The 18,113-nt window shown below is 63.1% G+C and carries 17 protein-coding genes and 1 tRNA gene (1 of these 18 running past the window's edge); 9 read left to right on the top strand and 9 right to left on the bottom strand.

Translation table 11 applies throughout. The features are described 5' to 3' along the window. Positions 1 to 54 precede the first annotated feature (54 nt). The 5 genes from AC0IPL_RS00125 to AC0IPL_RS00105 all read left to right on the top strand — a co-directional run bounded on the left by AC0IPL_RS00125 (position 55) and on the right by AC0IPL_RS00105 (position 6,550). Positions 55 to 1,131, top strand: coding sequence for a branched-chain amino acid ABC transporter permease (locus AC0IPL_RS00125; RefSeq protein ID WP_474271018.1), 1,077 nt, complete (start codon positions 55 to 57; stop codon positions 1,129 to 1,131). A 92-nt stretch (positions 1,132 to 1,223) separates the two neighbouring features. Then, positions 1,224 to 2,507, top strand: a complete 1,284-nt coding sequence (locus AC0IPL_RS00120) for an ABC transporter substrate-binding protein (protein ID WP_474271016.1) — start codon at positions 1,224 to 1,226, stop codon at positions 2,505 to 2,507. Between the two features lie 126 nt (positions 2,508 to 2,633). Further along, a complete protein-coding gene (locus AC0IPL_RS00115; RefSeq protein WP_474271014.1) occupies positions 2,634 to 3,482 on the top strand; it encodes an ABC transporter ATP-binding protein in 849 nt (282 codons plus the stop codon). Positions 3,483 to 3,499: 17 nt separating this feature from the next. After that, on the top strand, positions 3,500 to 4,717 hold the full coding sequence (locus AC0IPL_RS00110; RefSeq protein WP_474271013.1) for a phenylacetate--CoA ligase family protein: 1,218 nt from the start codon (positions 3,500 to 3,502) through the stop codon (positions 4,715 to 4,717). 153 nt (positions 4,718 to 4,870) lie between these two features. After that, positions 4,871 to 6,550, top strand: coding sequence for an ABC transporter permease (locus AC0IPL_RS00105; protein ID WP_474271011.1), 1,680 nt, complete (start codon positions 4,871 to 4,873; stop codon positions 6,548 to 6,550). Positions 6,551 to 6,626: 76 nt separating this feature from the next. Here AC0IPL_RS00105 and AC0IPL_RS00100 read toward each other — a convergent pair whose 3' ends face one another. The 4 genes from AC0IPL_RS00100 to AC0IPL_RS00085 form a co-directional block, all read right to left on the bottom strand. Beyond that, complete coding sequence (locus AC0IPL_RS00100) at positions 6,627 to 7,487, bottom strand: CobW family GTP-binding protein (RefSeq protein ID WP_474271009.1); 861 nt, start codon at positions 7,485 to 7,487, stop codon at positions 6,627 to 6,629. Between the two features lie 196 nt (positions 7,488 to 7,683). Next, positions 7,684 to 8,700 carry a Fe(3+) ABC transporter substrate-binding protein gene (locus tag AC0IPL_RS00095; protein ID WP_474271006.1) on the bottom strand — a complete coding sequence of 339 codons (1,017 nt, stop codon included), beginning with the start codon at positions 8,698 to 8,700 and terminating at the stop codon, positions 7,684 to 7,686. A gap of 430 nt (positions 8,701 to 9,130) precedes the next feature. Then, positions 9,131 to 9,256: a type B 50S ribosomal protein L36 gene (gene ykgO, locus AC0IPL_RS00090; RefSeq protein WP_005648635.1), complete on the bottom strand. Its 126-nt coding sequence runs from the start codon at positions 9,254 to 9,256 to the stop codon at positions 9,131 to 9,133. Positions 9,257 to 9,335: 79 nt separating this feature from the next. Next, positions 9,336 to 9,410: transfer RNA gene (locus AC0IPL_RS00085), tRNA-Val, on the bottom strand. 163 nt (positions 9,411 to 9,573) lie between these two features. Between AC0IPL_RS00085 and AC0IPL_RS00080 the strand changes: the two genes are divergently transcribed. Then, the gene (locus tag AC0IPL_RS00080; RefSeq protein WP_474271003.1) at positions 9,574 to 10,434 is read left to right on the top strand and encodes an N-formylglutamate amidohydrolase; all 861 of its coding nucleotides are present in this window, start codon (positions 9,574 to 9,576) and stop codon (positions 10,432 to 10,434) included. A gap of 33 nt (positions 10,435 to 10,467) precedes the next feature. Here AC0IPL_RS00080 and AC0IPL_RS00075 read toward each other — a convergent pair whose 3' ends face one another. After that, positions 10,468 to 11,721: a DNA polymerase IV gene (locus AC0IPL_RS00075; RefSeq protein WP_474271001.1), complete on the bottom strand. Its 1,254-nt coding sequence runs from the start codon at positions 11,719 to 11,721 to the stop codon at positions 10,468 to 10,470. A 97-nt stretch (positions 11,722 to 11,818) separates the two neighbouring features. Here AC0IPL_RS00075 and AC0IPL_RS00070 point away from each other — a divergent pair, with 97 nt between their 5' ends. Continuing rightward, entirely contained in the window at positions 11,819 to 12,298 is a 480-nt protein-coding gene (locus tag AC0IPL_RS00070; protein WP_474271000.1) for an NUDIX hydrolase, read from the top strand. A gap of 309 nt (positions 12,299 to 12,607) precedes the next feature. On the opposite strand, the gene pyrF is transcribed toward AC0IPL_RS00070, so the two are convergent. After that, positions 12,608 to 13,318, bottom strand: coding sequence for an orotidine-5'-phosphate decarboxylase (pyrF, locus tag AC0IPL_RS00065; RefSeq protein WP_474270998.1), 711 nt, complete (start codon positions 13,316 to 13,318; stop codon positions 12,608 to 12,610). Positions 13,319 to 13,635: 317 nt separating this feature from the next. On the opposite strand from pyrF, the gene clpB reads away from it, so the two are divergent. Next, the gene (gene clpB, locus AC0IPL_RS00060) at positions 13,636 to 16,254 is read left to right on the top strand and encodes an ATP-dependent chaperone ClpB (protein WP_474270996.1); all 2,619 of its coding nucleotides are present in this window, start codon (positions 13,636 to 13,638) and stop codon (positions 16,252 to 16,254) included. Positions 16,255 to 16,367: 113 nt separating this feature from the next. On the opposite strand, the gene AC0IPL_RS00055 is transcribed toward clpB, so the two are convergent. The 3 genes from AC0IPL_RS00055 to AC0IPL_RS00045 form a co-directional block, all read right to left on the bottom strand. After that, entirely contained in the window at positions 16,368 to 16,694 is a 327-nt protein-coding gene (locus tag AC0IPL_RS00055) for a hypothetical protein (RefSeq protein ID WP_474270994.1), read from the bottom strand. A 33-nt stretch (positions 16,695 to 16,727) separates the two neighbouring features. Continuing rightward, on the bottom strand, positions 16,728 to 17,294 hold the full coding sequence (locus AC0IPL_RS00050; RefSeq protein WP_474270991.1) for a hypothetical protein: 567 nt from the start codon (positions 17,292 to 17,294) through the stop codon (positions 16,728 to 16,730). A 100-nt stretch (positions 17,295 to 17,394) separates the two neighbouring features. Next, a complete protein-coding gene (locus tag AC0IPL_RS00045) occupies positions 17,395 to 17,832 on the bottom strand; it encodes a DUF302 domain-containing protein (protein WP_474270989.1) in 438 nt (145 codons plus the stop codon). Positions 17,833 to 18,032: 200 nt separating this feature from the next. On the opposite strand from AC0IPL_RS00045, the gene msrP reads away from it, so the two are divergent. After that, positions 18,033 to 18,113 carry the 5' end (the start) of a protein-methionine-sulfoxide reductase catalytic subunit MsrP gene (gene msrP, locus AC0IPL_RS00040; RefSeq protein ID WP_474270988.1) on the top strand. 825 nt of this gene lie beyond the right edge of the window, so the window shows 81 of its 906 coding nt (coding positions 1–81); the start codon lies at positions 18,033 to 18,035; its stop codon lies beyond the right edge, outside the window.

Raw genomic sequence — 18,113 nt, 5'->3', positions numbered from 1 at the left:
AAGACAGGCGTCGGGGGCGAACCCCGCCCGCAAAAGAAAGGGAGCATCTGAGACATGTTCTACCGTGAAGCCGGGGATTTCAAATCCTCCTATGCTGAAGACAGCCAGACCTTCCCGATCAAATTTGACCGCGTCCGGTACTACGTGGTTCTGGCGGTAGCCTTCGGAGTCATCCCCTTTCTGATCAATGACTACTGGGCCAACGCGATCCTGCTGCCGTTCCTGATCTATTCGATCGCCGCCATCGGGCTGAATATCCTGGTCGGCTACTGCGGTCAGGTCAGCCTGGGCACCGGCGGGTTCATGGCGGTGGGCGCCTATGCCTGCTACAAGCTGATGACCGCCTTTCCCGAGGTCAGCATGTTCATCCACGTGCTGCTGGCAGGGGGCATCACCGCAGCTGTCTGCGTGCTGTTCGGCCTGCCGTCCCTGCGCATCAAGGGGTTCTACCTCGCGGTGGCGACGCTGGCGGCGCAGTTCTTCCTGGTGTGGCTGTTCAACCGCGTGCCGTGGTTCTACAACTACTCCGCCTCGGGCCAGATCAACGCGCCGGAACGCGATACCTTCGGCATCATCATCACCGGCCCCAATGCGTCGGCCTGGGCGACCTATCTGTTCTGCCTGATCTTTCTGACCGGCTGTGCGCTGGTGGCGCGCAACCTGACCCGCGGCACCGTGGGCCGCAGCTGGATGGCGATCCGCGACATGGACATCGCGGCTGAGATCATCGGCGTGAACCCCTTGAAGGCCAAGCTGACCGCCTTTGCGGTGTCGGGCTTCTTCATCGGGATCTCCGGCGCGCTGTTCTTTGCGGTCTACCTCGGCGCGGTCGAGGTTGGCGAGGCCTTCGGCATCACCAAGTCGTTCCTGGTGCTGTTCATGGTGATCCTGGGCGGTCTGGGGTCGATCTTCGGCAGCTTTGCCGGTGCGGCCTTTCTGGTGCTGCTGCCGGTGGTGCTGAAAGTGGTCGGCGTCGACATCCTGGGCTGGCCCACCGACATCGTGGCGCATTTCCAGCTGGTTATCGTCGGCGCGCTGATCGTGGTGTTCCTGATCGCGGAACCGCACGGAATGGCGCAGCTGTGGCGCGTCGCCAAGGAAAAACTGAGACTGTGGCCTTTCCCGCATTGATGCGGGCAATGGCCAATGCGCTGCGGGGAGAAAAGCAAGACCACCCCCGCAGCATGCGTACATCGGATAAAACCATGGGAGGAGACAAGCCGATGAAGAAGACACTGACCACACTGGTGCTGGGCACCGCGATGGCCGCAGGTCCGGCGATGGCGGATCTGGTATTTCCCGATCTGAGCTACCGCACCGGCCCCTATGCCGCGGGCGGCATCCCGTTTTCGGACGGCTACAACGACTATTTCACCCTGTTGAATGAACGCGACGGCGGCATCGGCGGCGTGCCGGCCAAGGTGATCGAATGCGAAACCGGCTATAACACCGAAAAAGGCGTGGAATGCTATGAATCCACCAAGGGACAAGGCGCGCTGGTTTATCAGCCGCTGTCCACCGGCATCACCTATCAGCTGATCCCAAAGGTGACCGCTGACGACATCCCGCTGCACACCATGGGCTATGGCCGGACCTCTGCCGCAAATGGCGAAGTGTTTAGCCATGTGTTCAACTATCCGGCCAACTACTGGAACGGTGCCTCCGGCGTGATCAACTATCTGCTGGAGGAGAACGGTGGTGATCTGAAGGGCAAGAAGATTGCGCTGATCTATCACAACTCCGCCTATGGCAAGGAGCCGATCCGCACCCTGGAGGAGCTGTCGGAGAAACACGGGTTCGAACTGGTTGCCCTGCCGGTCGATCATCCGGGCCAGGAGCAGAAGTCGCAGTGGCTGCAAATCCGCCGTGAGCGTCCCGACACTGTCGTGATGTGGGGCTGGGGCGTGATGAACCAGGTCGCGATCCAGGAAGCGGCCAACATCCGCTTTCCGATGGAGAACTTCATTGGTGTGTGGTGGTCCGGTGCAGAACATGACGTGATGCCCGCGGGTGCCAAGGCCGATGGCTACAAGGCCGTGACCTTCCACAACGTCGGCCGCGACTTCCCGGTGTTTGACGACATCCAGAAATATGTCGTGGACGCTGGCAAGGCCGCTGGTGCAGGCGATCAGGTGGGCAACGTGCTGTACAACCGCGGCATGTATGCGGCGATGCTGGCTGCCGAGGCCGCCAAGACTGCGCAGGAGATCCACGGCACCAAGGAGATCACCGCGGCGATGATGCGCGACGGCATGGAAGCGCTGGTGATCGATGAAGCGAAGATGGAATCGCTGGGGATGCCGAACTTTGGCCCGACCTTCAGCGTGTCTTGCGAAAACCATGGTGGCCCTGGCCTGGTCGGCGTGACCCAGTGGGATGCCGACACGCAGACCTGGTCGTTGATTTCCGACTTTAAGCCGACCGACACAGAGGTGATCGGCAAGCTGATCGAGGAGGACTCGGGGGCCTACGCGTCCGAGAACAACATCGAGCCGCGCTGCAAGTGATAAGGCGCGCGGCCCCTGGCGGGGCCGCATGCAAACTGGCGCGGCGGGGAGCTGCCGCGCCTGCCGGAACAGACCGGGACAGCGCCGCCGACCGCGCCTGACCCGACCGCATGAGGACAAGCATTGATGCTGGATGCAGCCAATACCCCCGCAGGCACCACCGACGTGCAGGCCGAAACCCTGCTGGAGGTCAACAACATCGAGGTGATCTACAATCACGTGATCCTCGTTCTGAAGGGCGTCAGCCTGAATGTTCCCAAGGGCGGCATCACCGCGCTGCTGGGCGGCAATGGCGCGGGCAAGACAACAACGCTGAAGGCAATTTCGAACCTGCTGCATTCGGAACGCGGCGAGGTCACCAAGGGATCTGTCAAGTACCGTGGCCAGAGCGTGCACGAACGCGACCCGGCCGATCTGGTGAAGAAAGGCGTGATCCAGGTGATGGAGGGCCGCCACTGCTTTGAACACCTGACGGTCGAGGAAAACCTGCTGACCGGTGCCTATACGCGCAGCGACAGCGGCGCCGACATCCAGAAAGACCTGGAAATGGTCTATCACTATTTCCCCCGTCTGAAGGAACGGCGCAAAAGCCAGGCGGGCTATACCTCCGGCGGCGAGCAACAGATGGTGGCGATGGGGCGCGCGCTGATGTCGCGACCGGAAACCATTCTGCTGGACGAACCTTCGATGGGGTTGGCACCGCAGCTGGTGGAGCAGATCTTCGAGATCGTGAAATCGATCAACGAAAAGGAAGGGGTGACCTTCCTGCTGGCCGAACAGAACACCAACGTCGCGCTGCGCTATGCGCATTATGGCTATATCCTGGAATCGGGCCGGGTGGTGATGGACGGGCCTGCGGCAGAGCTGCGCGAGAACCCGGATGTGAAGGAATTCTACCTCGGCATGTCGGATGAGGGGCGCAAGAGCTTTCGCGACGTGCGCTCCTACCGCCGCCGCAAGAGGTGGTTGAGCTGATGCAGGAGCGTGATGTTATGAGCCATTTTGACACGCTGGAAACCCGCAGCAGCGATGAGCGCGCCGCCGATCTCGCCCGGGCGCTGCCGCAGCAGCTGGCGCGCGCCAAGCAGGCGCCGGGTTATGCCGGGATGCTGGACGGGGTGGACCCGGATCAGGTCACCACCCACGCCGATCTGGCGGGCCTGCCCGTGCTGCGCAAATCAGAGCTGAGCCGCGCGCAGGCGGCAAACCCGCCCTTTGGCGGCTTTACGGCGAAGCCGGCGCACGGCTTTGCCCATGTCTTTCAATCCCCCGGACCGATCTATGAACCGGGCGGCGCGGACGACGATTGGTGGCGCATGGGGCGGTTCCTGAACGCCGCCGGGATTGGGCCGCGCGACGTGGTGCAGAACTGCTTCGGCTATCACCTGACCCCGGCGGGCATGATCTTTGAAAGCGGTGCGCGGGCGGTTGGGGCGGCGGTGCTGCCTGCCGGAACCGGCCAGACCGAGTTGCAGGTCACAGCCGCGCGGGATGTTGGAGCCACCGCCTATGCCGGCACACCGGATTACCTGAAGGTGATCTTGGACCGGGCTGATGCGATGGGAATCGAGCTGATGTTCTCCAAGGCGGCGGTGGGGGGCGGTGCGCTGTTTCCGTCCCTGCGCCAGGAATATGCCGATCGGGGTATCAGCTGCCTGCAATGCTATGCGACCGCCGATCTGGGAAATATCGCCTATGAAAGTCCGGCGATGGAGGGCTTGATTGCCGATGAGCATGTGATCATCGAGATCGTCACTCCCGGCACCGGCACCCCGGTCTCCCCCGGAGAGGTGGGTGAGGTTGTGGTGACCACCCTGAACCCGGATTATCCGCTGATCCGCTTTGCCACCGGCGATTTGTCGGCTGTGCTGCCCGGGGAATCGCCCTGCGGCCGCACCAACCTGCGGATCAAGGGCTGGATGGGCCGCGCCGACCAGACCACCAAGATCAAGGGCATGTTCGTGCGCCCCGAACAGGTGGCGGCGCTGGTCGACAAGCACGACGAGATCGTCAAGGCGCGTGTGGTGGCCAGTCGCGATGGCGAGATGGACGTGATGACTGTCCGCATCGAGGCGCAGGGCGGGGATGAGGCGGCCTTTGCCCGCTCTGTCACGGAACTGCTCAAGTTGAAGGGCCGGGTTGAGCTGCTGGCACCGGGGGCGCTGCCCAAGGATGGTCTGGTCATCGAGGACCAGCGCACCTACGACTGACGCCACCGCCAGAGCCGCGAACGTGCAATCGGGCGTCCCATGGGGTGCCCGATTTTCATTTGCGCCGCCTGTCAGAGGGCGGAGCGTGCTTTCTGGGTGGAATTTCCGACTGCTTTGGTCGTATTAGGGCTGTGCGCAATCCGAGCCGAACCAATGACAACCGCAGATGACACGTTAGAGTATTCCCCCAAGGGGCGGCACCGCGGTGGCCGTGGCGGCGGCGGTGTGTTTGCGGTGCTGGCCTGGGGCGTGGCGCTTTCCTGTGTGCTGCCGATGCTTGCGGTGGCGCTGGCAGCGCTGTTAGGCGGCACCGATACCATACGCCATCTGGCGGCGACGGTTCTGCCAACCTATTCTCTGACCACTCTGATTTTGGTGGCTTTGGTGGCTCTGGGCACCTTTGCCATCGGCACTGGGGCGGCCTGGATGGTGACGATGACGCGCTTTCCCGGCGTGCGTTTCCTGGAAGTGGCGCTGGTGCTGCCGCTGGCCTTTCCTGCCTATGTGCTGGCCTATGCCTATACCCATGTGCTGGACCACCCCGGCATTGTGCAGGCCACCCTGCGGGAAGTGACCGGCTGGGGGCCACGGGACTATTGGTTTCCGGAAATCCGCTCTACCGGTGGGGCGGCGCTGATGCTGGTGCTGGTGCTCTATCCGTATGTCTACCTGCTGGCGCGCGCAGCCTTTTTGCAACAGAGCGCGGGCGCCTTTCTGGCGGCGCGCGCTTTGGGCAAAAGCGCCTGGGCGGCCTTTTGGCGGGTGAGCCTTCCGATGGCGCGCCCGGCGATTGCCTCTGGCGTTCTGCTGGCGGTGATGGAAACCATCGCCGATTTCGGCACGGTCTCGTATTTTGGGGTGCAGACCTTTGCGACCGGTATCTACACCAGCTGGTTTTCACTGGCAGATCGCGGCGGTGCAGCGCAGCTGGCGCTGTGTCTGCTGGGCTTTGCGCTGACGTTGGCAGTGGTGGAGCGGGCAACGCGCGGGCGGGCCAGGTATCACCACGCGGGCAAGCATCACAACCAGATGCCGCCTGCGCAGCTGGGCGGGATCAAGGCGGCACTGGCGATTGTGTTCTGCGCGGTGCCTGTGCTGCTGGGCTTTGTTCTGCCGATGGTAATCCTGTCGGTGATGAGCCTCGATTCGGAGCAGGATCTGCTCAGCCGTCGCTACATCGCCTTCACCTCCAACTCCATCACACTGGCTGCGGCTGCGGCGGTGCTGACGGTGGCGGCCGCCATCTGCTTGGGCTTTTATCAACGTCTGCGACCTGGGCGCGGGTCGGCGCTGGCGGCCTATCTGGCGCGTTTGGGGTATGCGGTGCCCGGCGGTGTCATCGCGGTGGGGCTGATCGTGCCCTTTGCGGCCTTTGACAATACGCTGGATGCCTGGATGCGTGAGACATTCGGCCTCCGTACGGGCCTTTTGGTGACCGGCTCGATCTGGTTGTTGGTTGCGGCCTATGGCGTGCGCTTCATGGCGGCGGCGCTGGGGGCCTATGAGGGCGGTCAGGCCAGCATGCATGCCAATGTAGATGCGGCAGCGCGGTCGCTGGGGCAGGGGCCGCTGGGTATGTTGCGGCGGGTGCATCTGCCTTTGCTGACCCCCAGCCTGCTGACGGCCCTCCTAATTGTCTTTGTCGACGTGATGAAAGAGCTGCCGGCCACGCTGATCATGCGTCCCTTCAATTTTGACACTCTGGCAGTGCAGGCGCACCGACTGGCCGCGGACGAGCGACTGGAGGGCGCCGCGGTGCCGTCGCTGGTGATCATGGCGGTGGGGCTGCTGCCGGTGATCCTGATCTGTCGCCAGGTGGGGCGGCGGCACTAGAGTCAGGACGGTTGGGCAATTAGCGCCAGGGAGGTTCGAGCGTCCTTGGGGTAAAGACGCGAACGACACCGAAGGCTCAGGCTGCCCACCAGGCGTCGATCTGGTCGGGGCTGATGCGGTCTGCCGGTCCAAGGCCGACCAGCACCGTCTCCTCAGCGTCGCACCGCCTGGCCTCCACGTGGCGGCCGACGACATGTAGCTCATAGGCACCGCCAGTGGTCATAACAAACCCCTTCATCCGGTAAAGCCCCGCGGGCCGTGCGGCCAGTTTCTCACCCAGACGGCGGCGGTCCAACACCTCCGCGCTGCGGTGTTGCCAGGTGGCGTAGGCCGGGTGGGCCGACACCGCGCGGCCCTTGGGCAAGGGCAGCACATCGAAGAGCAGCTCTGCCACCGGGCGGCCGTTCATCACCGTGGGCGTGCGCGCGCCGGTTTCGGCCAGCAAGTCGCCAAGCTCCGGGGTAATCGTGTAGCATTTGCTGACCATTACCAGGTCGGCGGCACGGATCTGCTGCTGTGCCTGGGGCGCCACAAGCGGGTCGGCCAGCAACGTGTCGGCATTTTGCGCATCAACCAGGGTGACAATGCCGCCATAGCTCAGCGCGCTTTCATTCAGAACCGTGTTGGCAATCGAAACCGGATCCGCAATGCCGCTGGCCTCGATCAGCAGGTGGTCGGGGCGTGGATCCTGGGCAATGACCTGTTGCAGCGCTGCGGAAAGATCATCATCCATCGAGCAACAGACACAGCCATTGGTCAGCGCCAGGGTGCCGCCGCCGCAGTTCTGGATCAGCGCGTCGTCGATGTTGATGGCACCAAAGTCATTGACGATGACAGTCAGGTTGAGGGCGTGGTCCTCGGCCAGAAGGCGGTTGACCAGCGTGGTCTTGCCCGCGCCCAGATAGCCGCTGATAATCGTTACCGGAACACGTGTCATCGGCGCGGGCCTCGTGTGGCTGAACATGCGAAATACTGCATGTGATTTCTCCCCTGAAAGACTTTTGCGCAGGTATAGGCAGCTTGGGGAAGTCGGTCCAGCGATTGTGCGTTAAGATGGCTGAAGGTCCGTTGCGCAGCGGCAAAACGGCAAAGGCGCGGACAATGCCGCGCCTTTTCCTGTTTTGACCGGGTGGTTACTTCCAACCAACGGCGTCAAAGATCTTCTGGGCCTCGGGCAGGTTCTTGGCAACCTCGGACAGGTTCACGTCGTCCGGCTTGAAGTGGCCAAGCGCCGCAATCGACGGGGCGAGCCCAACGCCGGGCACCGCGGGATACTCGTCGTTGCCGGCCGAGAAATACTGCTGCGCGGAGTCGCTTGCCAGATACTCCAGGAACTTGACCGCATTGTCGCGGTTGGGGGCATGCGCCGCGACGCCGGCGCCGGACAGGTTCATGTGGGCGCCTTCTTCGTTTTGCGACGGGAACACCCAGCCAATCTGGTCACGGCTGTCGGACAGGCCTTTGACATCCTTGCGGATCGAGCGGGCGAAGTAATAGCTGTTGGCAACCGAGATTTCGCACTCGCCGGACACGATGCCGCGGATCTGGTCAGTATCGCCACCCTGCGGATCGCGCGCCATGTTGGCCACCACGCCTTCGGCCCATTCCTGCGCCTTCTCGGCGCCGTGGTGGGTCACGATCGAGGCCAGCAGGGTCTGGTTGTAGGTGTTGGTCGAGGAGCGGATGCAGACTTTGCCCTTATAGGCGGGGTCGGCCAGGTCCAGATAGGTGCGCGGCGGGTTCGCGACGGCGTCCTTGGCATAGAAGATGATGCGCGAACGCTGGCTGAAACCGTACCACTGGTTGTCCTCGTCCTGCAGATAGGCGGGTACGCGGGCTTCCAGAATGTCGCTGTCGATCGTTTGCAGCAGGCCGGCGTCCTTGGCGCGGCTCAGACGCGAGGTGTCGACCGTCAGCAGCACGTCGGCGGGGGAGTTTTCGCCTTCGGCGGACATCCGGGCCATCAGTTCATCCGCTTTGCCTTCGATTCGGTTGATGGTGATGCCGGTGGCGTTTTCAAAGTCGGTATAGAGCGCCTCGTCGGTGTCGTAGTGACGCGAGGAATAGATGTTCAGCTCACCCTCGGCATAGGCGGAGGTGGCGATCGAGGCGGCAAGGGTGCCGGCGAGAATTGTGGTGGCTTTCAGCATGTCATGTCCCATTTTTCTTGGTGGTTCATATTCCGACTGAAAGAGTCGCTTAAAGCAATTCTCAGCGGATGCAATGTATTTCCGACTGAAAGCATCGGATTTTTGGTTCAAAGGCACCAGGTCTCAGACTGGTGGGGCGGCGCAGTGCTGCCGCGCGTGATTTGGCATGCGTTCCGTGACGATTGCGCGGTGGCGCTCCTACGCTCAAAGGTGCCGGCCCTCGCCCGGACCAAGGCGGCCGCGCGCGCGATTGCGGGACCGCCCGCGCGGGGGAGGGGGGGAGTCGGCAGCACGCGCGGATCGCGGAGCGGTCGGCTTCAGGTCTCGCCGCCAGCCAGTCGTAGGAAGCACCCTGACGCTCGACAGGGGGCCAAACACAAAAAAACCGCATCGGCTGATGCGGTTTTTTCAAATGTCGCTGGTGCGGATCTCAGCCCTGGCGCGCTTTGAACTTGCGCTGGGTCTTGTTGATCACGTACACGCGGCCTTTACGGCGCACAACCCGGCAATCGCGGTGCCGGTTCTTCAGCGAACGGAGCGAGTTCTTGACCTTCATGGTCTCTCTCCTTGTCTGCGGCGCGAACCAGCGCCTGGGTTAGCGAGTGCCGAGGCCGAAGCCGGGGCAGTGAATGAGGTGGTGGGCGATACAAGGATCGAACTTGTGACCCCTTCGATGTCAACGAAGTGCTCTACCGCTGAGCTAATCGCCCACTCTGGCCTGCGCGCCGTTCCTGCCCCTCAGAAGTGTAAGGGGCGCGGGGTGCCGCGCCGGTGAGGGGGTCTATAAATAGAGTCGCGGGAGGGCGCAAGAGCTTTTGACCCCAGAAATTTCCACGATATGCTGTTTCTTGCAGAAGAAGCACCGGAGCAAGGATGCCAGATACAGCGTTTTCCGTAATTTCGCCGCGAAAGCCCGCCTCGGCGGTGGTTTTTGCCTCCCCGCACAGCGGCACTGATTACTGTGAGTCGTTCTTGGCGCAGACGATTCTGGGGCAAAAGGCGATCCGCAGCTCCGAGGATGCCTTTGTCGATCAGCTGTTTGCGGCCGCCCCGGACTATGGCGCACCGCTGTTGCGGGCGCTAAAGCCGCGGGCCTATCTCGACTTGAACCGCTCCCCCGAGGAATTGGACCCGGCGCTGATCGAAGGCGTGCAGAAACGCGGCCAAAGCCCACGTGTGGCCTCTGGCCTGGGGGTGATTCCGCGGGTGGTGGCCAACGGGCGGGCGATTTATCACGGCAAGCTGCCACTGGCCGAGGCCGAACGCCGGATCGAAGAGTGCTGGCGGCCCTATCACCAGACGTTGAAGACAATGCTGGAGCAGGCCCACCAGCAATTCGGCCAAGCGATTCTGGTGGACTGCCATTCGATGCCGCATGAGGCCGTCGATACCATGGCGCCATTGGCAGGTGGGCGCCCGGAGGTGGTGCTGGGCGATCGCTTCGGGGCGGCAGCTGATGCGGCGGTGGTCGAACGGATCGAGGCGGCCTTTGTCGCGGCCGGTCTGAAAGTTGCGCGCAATGCGCCGTTTGCCGGAGCCTATATCGCCCAGACCTACGGGCGGCCTTCGCGGGGGCAGCATGCTGTGCAAATCGAAATCGACCGGGCCTTGTATATGGATGAGGTGAACATCCAGCCCAATCAGAATTTCAAAGCCTTTCAGCGCCTGCTGCGCGGAGTCATCGCAGAAATAGCGGCAATCGGTTACGAGGAAATGCCGCTCGCGGCCGAGTAGTCGGCGGGGCTGCACACCGGCCGTGGAGCAATGTCATCGCAGGGCGCGGCCCTTCAGGATTGCGGCAGGGCCAAAGCGTTTGCGGATGGCATCTGTGGCGCGCTCGGCTTCGGCACGCTGACTGGCGCGGGGATCAAGTAGATCACCGGCCTCCTCGGCCTGTGATTCGGGAACCAGATCGGAAATGCCGCAGCCCAGCAACCGGTAGGGGCCTTCGTCGCCCAGCTGGTCAAGCAACATGCGCGCTGTGCGGTAGATCCGGTCAGCCATCTGCGTCGGCGCATGCAGTGTCAGTCGCCGCGTGAGGGCAGAGTGATTGGCGCGTTTGAGCTTGAGCATCACGACGCGCCCGGCGCGTTCGCGCGCCTTGGCGCGGTCGGCGACCTGTTCTGCGAGCCGCCACAGGTGGCCGTCCAGCGTGTCGAGACAGGCGGTGTCCTCAGAGAATGTGGTTTCCTTGGAGATCGACTTGACGGGCGCATGGGCGCAGACCCGACGGCTGTCCTGGCCACGGGCCAGATGCCAGAGCCGGTCGCCCATGGCGCCAAAACGGCTGTGCAGCGCGGTCCGGTCCCAACGCAACAGGTCGGTAAATGTGCGAATCCCGGCCTTTTCCAGGCTGGCCTGCGCTGCGGGGCCGATACCCCAGATCATGCGCACCGGTTTGTCGCGCAGGAAGTCGGCCGTTTCCGCCTTGCCGATGACCGAGAACCCCCTGGGCTTGTCGAGGTCAGAGGCCACCTTGGCGAGAAACTTGTTGTGGCTGAGCCCGATTGAGCCTGTGACGCCCAGTTCGTCCTTCATGCGCTTGACCAGCCGGGCTAGCATCACCGCAGGCGGCGCGCCGTGCAGCTTTTGGGTACCGGACAAGTCCATGAAGGCTTCGTCCAGCGACAGCGGCTCGATCTCAGGGGTCAGCTCATTCATCATCTTGCGGATGTTACGGCTGACCTCGACATAGACATCCATGCGCGGCTTCACCACCACCGCGTCCGGGCAGAGTTTCAACGCCTGGAACATCGGCATGGCAGAACGCACCCCGCGGATGCGGGCGATGTAGCAGGCTGTGGACACCACGCCGCGTGTGCCGCCGCCGATGATGACGGGTTTGGCGGCAAGCTCCGGGTTGTCACGTTTTTCGACGCTGGCATAAAAGGCGTCGCAATCCATATGCGCAATCGTGAGCGAAAACAGCTCCGCATGCGCCTTGATGCGAGGGCTGCCGCAATGGGGGCAGCGTCGCGCTGGGGCGATCGGGCTCAGGCAGTCTCGGCAAAGGGCGTGCATGTCGGGTCAGGTCGTGTCCGGGCGAAAGGGCAGGGGAGCAGTCTAGCGGTTGGCGCAGGGGTTGTCTTTAGCTGCTGGGGCAACCAAGTGACAGATCATGACGTCAGACAAGAGCGCCAACGCAGACTTTTCCGGGGCCAAGCTGGCCTTGTTCCTGGGCAGCGATTTGCTGGTGATCCGGCGGGACGACAAGCCAGGCATTCCCTATCCGGGGCATTGGGATCTGCCGGGCGGCGGCCGCGAAGGAGGCGAGAGCCCGGCGGAGTGCGCCCTGCGCGAAACCTTCGAAGAAGTGGGGTTGCGATTGTCGTCGTCAATGCTGTCCTGGTCCTGCTCCTATATGCGAACGCGCGGCCGGGTTTGGATGTTCGCCAGCCATCAGCCGACGGCACTGGCGGGCGATATCCGGTTCGGAGACGAGGGGCAGGGTTGGGCGCTGATGGCGCCGCAGGAGTATTGCAACCACCCCCTTGCGGTGCCGCATTTTGCCCGACAATTGCTGGGCTACCTGGCAAGGCCCGGAACGTTTGGTGGTGCTGAAAAGAAAGATCCCCCGCTGCTAGGCGGGGGCAGGTGACGGGCCTCAGGAAGTCCAGCCCGTCGGGGGAGTGTCTCAAGACCTAGAATCGCTCAGCCCGCTGCGTTTCGCAAAGACTGCGGCGAACGGAGGGTACGGGCGGGAAAAACGGTGTGCCATTTTGAGCACAGGACGATTTGGCGCAGCGACCACCTGCGGCGCGGCTTTCATCTTACAAAAGAAAGTCTTGCTGCGGCGTCACCCGGTCGCCGAGCAGGGCGCGACCGGGAAAAGGCGTCACTTGGATAGATTTTTTATTCCGCCTGTTTTTTGTGCATCGATCAGGCGGCGCGCGCAATGGATGTTGCCTTACAGGGCGGCCAGCTCTGCCAGGATAGCTTCGGCGGCGTCGCGGGGGGCCTCGGCTTGCCAGATGGGGCGGCCTACCACGATGTGATCGGCGCCGTCGGAAATCGCGCTGGCCGGGGTCGCAACGCGTTTCTGATCGCCAAGGGCCGCGCCTGCCGGGCGCACGCCGGGGGTGACGATCAGCTTGCCCTCGGCCTCCGGCAGGGCGCGGATCAGAGCGGCTTCCTGCGGGCTCGCGATGACCCCGTCGGCACCAGCCGCCAATGCGTTTCCGGCGCGTTCCAGCACCAGATCCTGCACCGCACCATCCTTGATCAACGCCGTATCCAGATCCTGTCGGTCCAGCGAGGTCAGAATGGTGACGGCCAGGATCTTGAGATCTTTGCCGGCGGCGCCTTCCTGGGCGGCGCGGACCACGTAAGGATCGCCATGAACGGTGAGAAAGTCGAGGTCGAACTGCGCAAGTCCGCGCACCGCGTTTTCCACAGTTGCACCGATGTCAAACAGCTTCATGTCGAGGAAGATGCGCTTGCCCTGTTCCTGCTTCAGCTCATTCGCCAGCGCCAGCCCGCCGCCTGTCAGCATGCCAAGCCCTATCTTGTAGAAGGAGACCGCGTCGCCCAGCTGTTCGGCCAGCTTCAGCCCCTCCAGCGCGTTGGGGACATCCATGGCAACAATCAGACGGTCGTCGGCGCGCGGGGCTTGGGGCATCGGGGGATCCTTTTGAGGCTGGCGGATTTGGCGTGAAACTGGCGTTTCATACGCGTGGAGCGCGCATTGGGCAAGGCCGGTGCGGCCGGAGCGGCCTGTGCAGCTGCTGCGGCCGGGTGCGCCGGGCGTTGCCGTTTGGCAGGACAGCACCCAGGTCGGGCGGATTGATCCAGATCAGGGTTTTACTCATCATTTTGGTGTTTATCGGACTTGAAGCGGCTGGTTTGCTTCCCACATTTAACCCTGAGGCCCAGATCGGGGCGTGCCGCAAAGCGGGCGCTGCCGAACCAAACGGGCGCTTGATAAAGGAGAGCAAGATGGACTTGAACAAGTTCACGGAGCGTGCGCGCGGGTTTGTGCAGGCCGCGCAGACCATCGCGATACGCGAGGGGCATCAACGTCTGGTGCCGGAACATATTCTCAAAGCACTGATGGATGACGACCAGGGGCTGGCCAGCAACCTGATCACCCGCGCGGGCGGTGCGCCGCAGCGTGTGGCCGAAACGGTCGATGCCGCCATCTCCAAGCAGCCAAAGGTGAGCGGCGATGCGGCGCAGATCTATCTGGACGGCCAGACGGCGAAGGTGCTGGATGAGGCCGCCAAGATTGCCGAAAAGGCGGGCGACAGCTTTGTGCCGGTCGAGCGTCTGCTGATGGCGCTTTGCATGGTGAAATCCAAGGCCAAGGAGGCGCTGGAGGCGGGCGATGTCTCGGCCCAGAAGCTGAATGAGGCGATCAATGATATTCGCAAGGGGCGTACGGCGGATTCGGCCACGGCCGAAGAGGGGTATGATGCGCTGAAGAAATACGCTCGCGATCTGACCGAGGCGGCGCGCGAGGGGAAGATCGATCCGATCATCGGCCGCGATGAAGAAATTCGCCGCTCAATGCAGGTTTTGTCGCGCCGGACCAAGAACAACCCTGTGCTGATTGGTGAACCCGGTGTGGGCAAGACCGCCATCGCCGAAGGCATGGCGCTGCGTATCGTCAACGGTGATGTGCCCGAAAGCCTGCGCGACAAGCAGCTGCTGGCGCTCGACATGGGTGCGCTGATCGCCGGGGCCAAGTACCGCGGCGAATTCGAGGAGCGTCTGAAGGCGGTGCTGACCGAGGTCACCGAGGCCGCGGGCGAGATCATCCTGTTTATCGACGAGATGCACACGCTGGTCGGCGCGGGCAAGGCCGATGGCGCGATGGATGCGGCGAACCTTATCAAGCCGGCGCTGGCCCGTGGCGAGCTGCATTGCATCGGTGCCACCACGCTGGATGAATATCGCAAGTACGTGGAGAAAGACGCCGCTCTGGCGCGCCGCTTCCAACCGGTGATGGTGACAGAGCCGACGGTGGAGGACACCGTTTCGATCCTGCGCGGGATTAAGGAGAAGTACGAGCTGCACCACGGGGTGCGCATCGCCGATGCGGCGCTGGTGGCAGCGGCGACCCTTTCGAATCGCTATATCACCGACCGGTTCCTGCCCGACAAGGCCATTGACCTGATGGACGAGGCCGCCAGTCGGCTGCGGATGCAGGTCGACAGCAAACCAGAGGAACTGGATGCGCTCGACCGCCAGATCCTGCAATTGCAGATCGAGGAAGAGGCGCTGAAGCTGGAAGAGGATGCGGCCTCGCGCGATCGGCTGGAAAAGCTGCAAAAGGAGCTGGCCGAGTTGCAGGAACACTCCGCCGAGATGACCGCACAGTGGCAGTCTGAACGGGATAAGCTGGCCTCCGCCCGCGACCTGAAGGAGCAACTGGACCGCGCCCGTGCCGATCTCGACATTGCCAAACGCGAAGGCAATCTGGCCCGCGCGGGGGAGCTGTCCTACGGAGTGATTCCGGGGCTGGAGAAACAGCTGGCAGATGCTGAGCACAAGGAAGAACAGGGGTTGATGGTCGAAGAGGCCGTGCGGCCAGAGCAAATTGCTGCTGTGGTGGAGCGCTGGACGGGGATCCCGACCTCCAAGATGCTGGAAGGCGAGCGCGACAAGCTGTTGCGTATGGAGGATGAGCTGCACCGCCGGGTGATTGGCCAGAATACCGCCGTGACCGCGGTAGCCAATGCGGTGCGCCGGGCGCGTGCCGGGTTGAACGACGAGAACCGCCCCTTGGGTTCTTTCCTGTTCCTTGGCCCCACCGGCGTGGGTAAGACCGAGCTGACCAAGTCGGTTGCTGGCTTCCTGTTCGACGACGAGCACGCGATGGTGCGCATCGATATGTCCGAGTTCATGGAGAAGCATTCCGTCGCGCGGCTGATCGGTGCGCCTCCGGGGTACGTCGGCTATGATGAGGGCGGCGTGCTGACCGAGGCCGTGCGCCGCCGCCCCTATCAGGTGGTGCTGTTTGACGAGGTCGAAAAGGCGCATCCGGATGTGTTCAATGTGCTGCTGCAAGTCTTGGATGACGGCATGCTGACCGACGGCCAGGGCCGTACGGTGGACTTCAAGCAGACGCTGATCATCCTGACCTCGAACTTGGGCGCACAGGCGCTGAGTCAGCTGCCGGATGGGGCCGATGCGTCCGACGCGCGGCGCGATGTTATGGACGCGGTGCGGGCGCATTTCCGGCCCGAGTTCCTGAATCGGTTGGATGAGACGATCATATTTGATCGGCTGAACCGAAAGGATATGGACGGTATCGTCGACATCCAGCTGGCGCGGCTGCTGAAACGCCTGGCCGCGCGCAAGATCGCGCTGGAGCTGGATGGTGCCGCCAAGACCTGGCTGGCGGACGAAGGCTATGACCCGGTGTTCGGGGCGCGGCCGCTGAAACGGGTGATCCAGCGTGCCCTGCAGAACCCTCTGGCAGAGGCTCTGCTGAGCGGCGAGATAAAGGACGGCGACACGGTGCCGGTGTCGGCCGGCAGCGAAGGGCTGATCATTGGTGACCGGTTGGGAACCACGGACCGGCCCAAGCCTGACGATGCCGTGGTGCACTGATCACCTTTGGAGTGTAAATCAAATGGCCCGCCAGCGATGGCGGGCCTTTCTTTTGTGCTGGTCTGATCGGGACCCGGCCAACTGAGCCCCCGGTTGACCGTTTCAATTATGGTCTAGGTCTGGCAGCCGAATGGAACAAAGGAGCTCGCAATGCCCTCATTCATTGTCATGCGGGTCAGCAGGTTGGCAAACTCCAGCTCCTTGCCGGTCTGCGGGCAGACATCGCCCCGGCCGACACAGCCGCCTTCAATGAAAGCGTCGTTTCGGGGCTGGAATTCGGAACGGAAGCTTTCCGGTCCCAAGAACTCCACCGCGTCGCCGGTGGCGCGCTGAAACAGAGCGCTTTTTTGCTCGGCCCAGCTTTGGCCGTCCTGAACGGGCGTATCGCTGGCCGCTTCAAGCGGGAGCGCCGCCAGTGTCAGCCAAACTGCGCCAGACATGTGCAGCAGGTGGGCGGACGGCGCGGGCGCTGCTCATATTCCAGCCGCTCCTCTGGCGACCTTGCGTTCGTACTTGCGGCGCAGCACCTTCATGCGGGGTTCCCAGTCATAGCGTGTGTCCTCAGAGGTGGGCGACCAGAACAGGCGGCCACCGTGACGCCAGGGGTCCAGCACGATCCCGCCATAGATATCCGCGCCCTTGGGGGCGATCACCGCCGTACTGTGGTCGATGCGGAATTCGTTGCGGGGTTCGGCGATGGCGCGCAGCATGGTCAGGGTCTGAAAGTTCTCTTGGCTGAGCCGCGCTTGCATGTCCTCTGCGTAGTGCACGCAGATGCCGCGCTCCTTCACGCCGGTGTTGACCAGCGTGTTGTGGATGATCGGCGAGGTGGTGACATTATACAGTTCGGCCAGCTGGGCGGAGTGATCATAGGCAATTTCTGCCGCCCGGCGGGCCTCTGCCGGATCGACGCCCGGACCCAGAGATTGCAGCGCGCGTGTCAGTTCGGCGACATCGTCGCGGCTGGTCGCAGGGCCGGTAGCGCAGGCGCTCAGCAGGCTGGCCGCCAGCAGCATCAGTGTAGTCAGTAGCGATTTCATCAGGGTCTGCCCGTGCCGGTTTATCCGTTTGCCGTCACCATAACGGATGCGGGCCGCAGGGGCAGGGGGGAAATTTCGGCCCGGCAGCGCCCTGCGCGGGTTACTCCGCGATCGCTTCCTGCACCAAACTGTCCAGCAGGTTCTGAATCAGCTGCATGTCACCCGGCGGGTAGGGGCGGAACCCGATGGTAACGGTCTCGCTGTCCGGCAGCTGGGCGACAAAGATGTCATAGGGGCAATAGGTGATGTTCATCGGGTTTGCCTCTATCACCTGGCGCGACAGCCGCGCTGAGCAGAAGGAGAACACTTTGGCATTCTCAAACAGCACCACATCGGAGCCGACGTCGGCGCGGGTGCGCTCCAGCATTTCGCCCACGTGGCTGACATGTTCCAGCCGCAGCCCGCGGTTCGCGATGGCATTCTCCAGGCCAAAGGTCACATCGTCGAAGCTGAGCGTAGTGTCGTAGCTCAGCATGTCCTGGGCGCCCAGGGGGGGCGCGGCCAGCGCCAGCAGGGTTGCGGTGATGAGGTGTTTCATGCGGTCTCCCCGGGGTTCGTTGCGGCGTCTCAGGGTTTTCTGCCCGAGACTGTTCCGCAACACTACAGGTTTTTGCAGGCCGCGGCGCCTCGGCCCCGGCAAAGGTTACAGGTCTCTCGCGCACTCGTGACCGGATATGTTTTGGGATTTGCCGTGGGGAAGGTTAGCTCAAGAAGAACGCAAAACCGCAGGAGACACCGATGGCGCGCCGCTGGACCAACGATCTGACCCATGCCGATGCAACCCCGGAGGCGGCGTTCTGGAACCGTCGCGAGATCATT

The organism is Leisingera sp. SA32, assembly GCF_056033425.1.
This window is presented reverse-complemented; position numbering and strand designations above follow the sequence as displayed.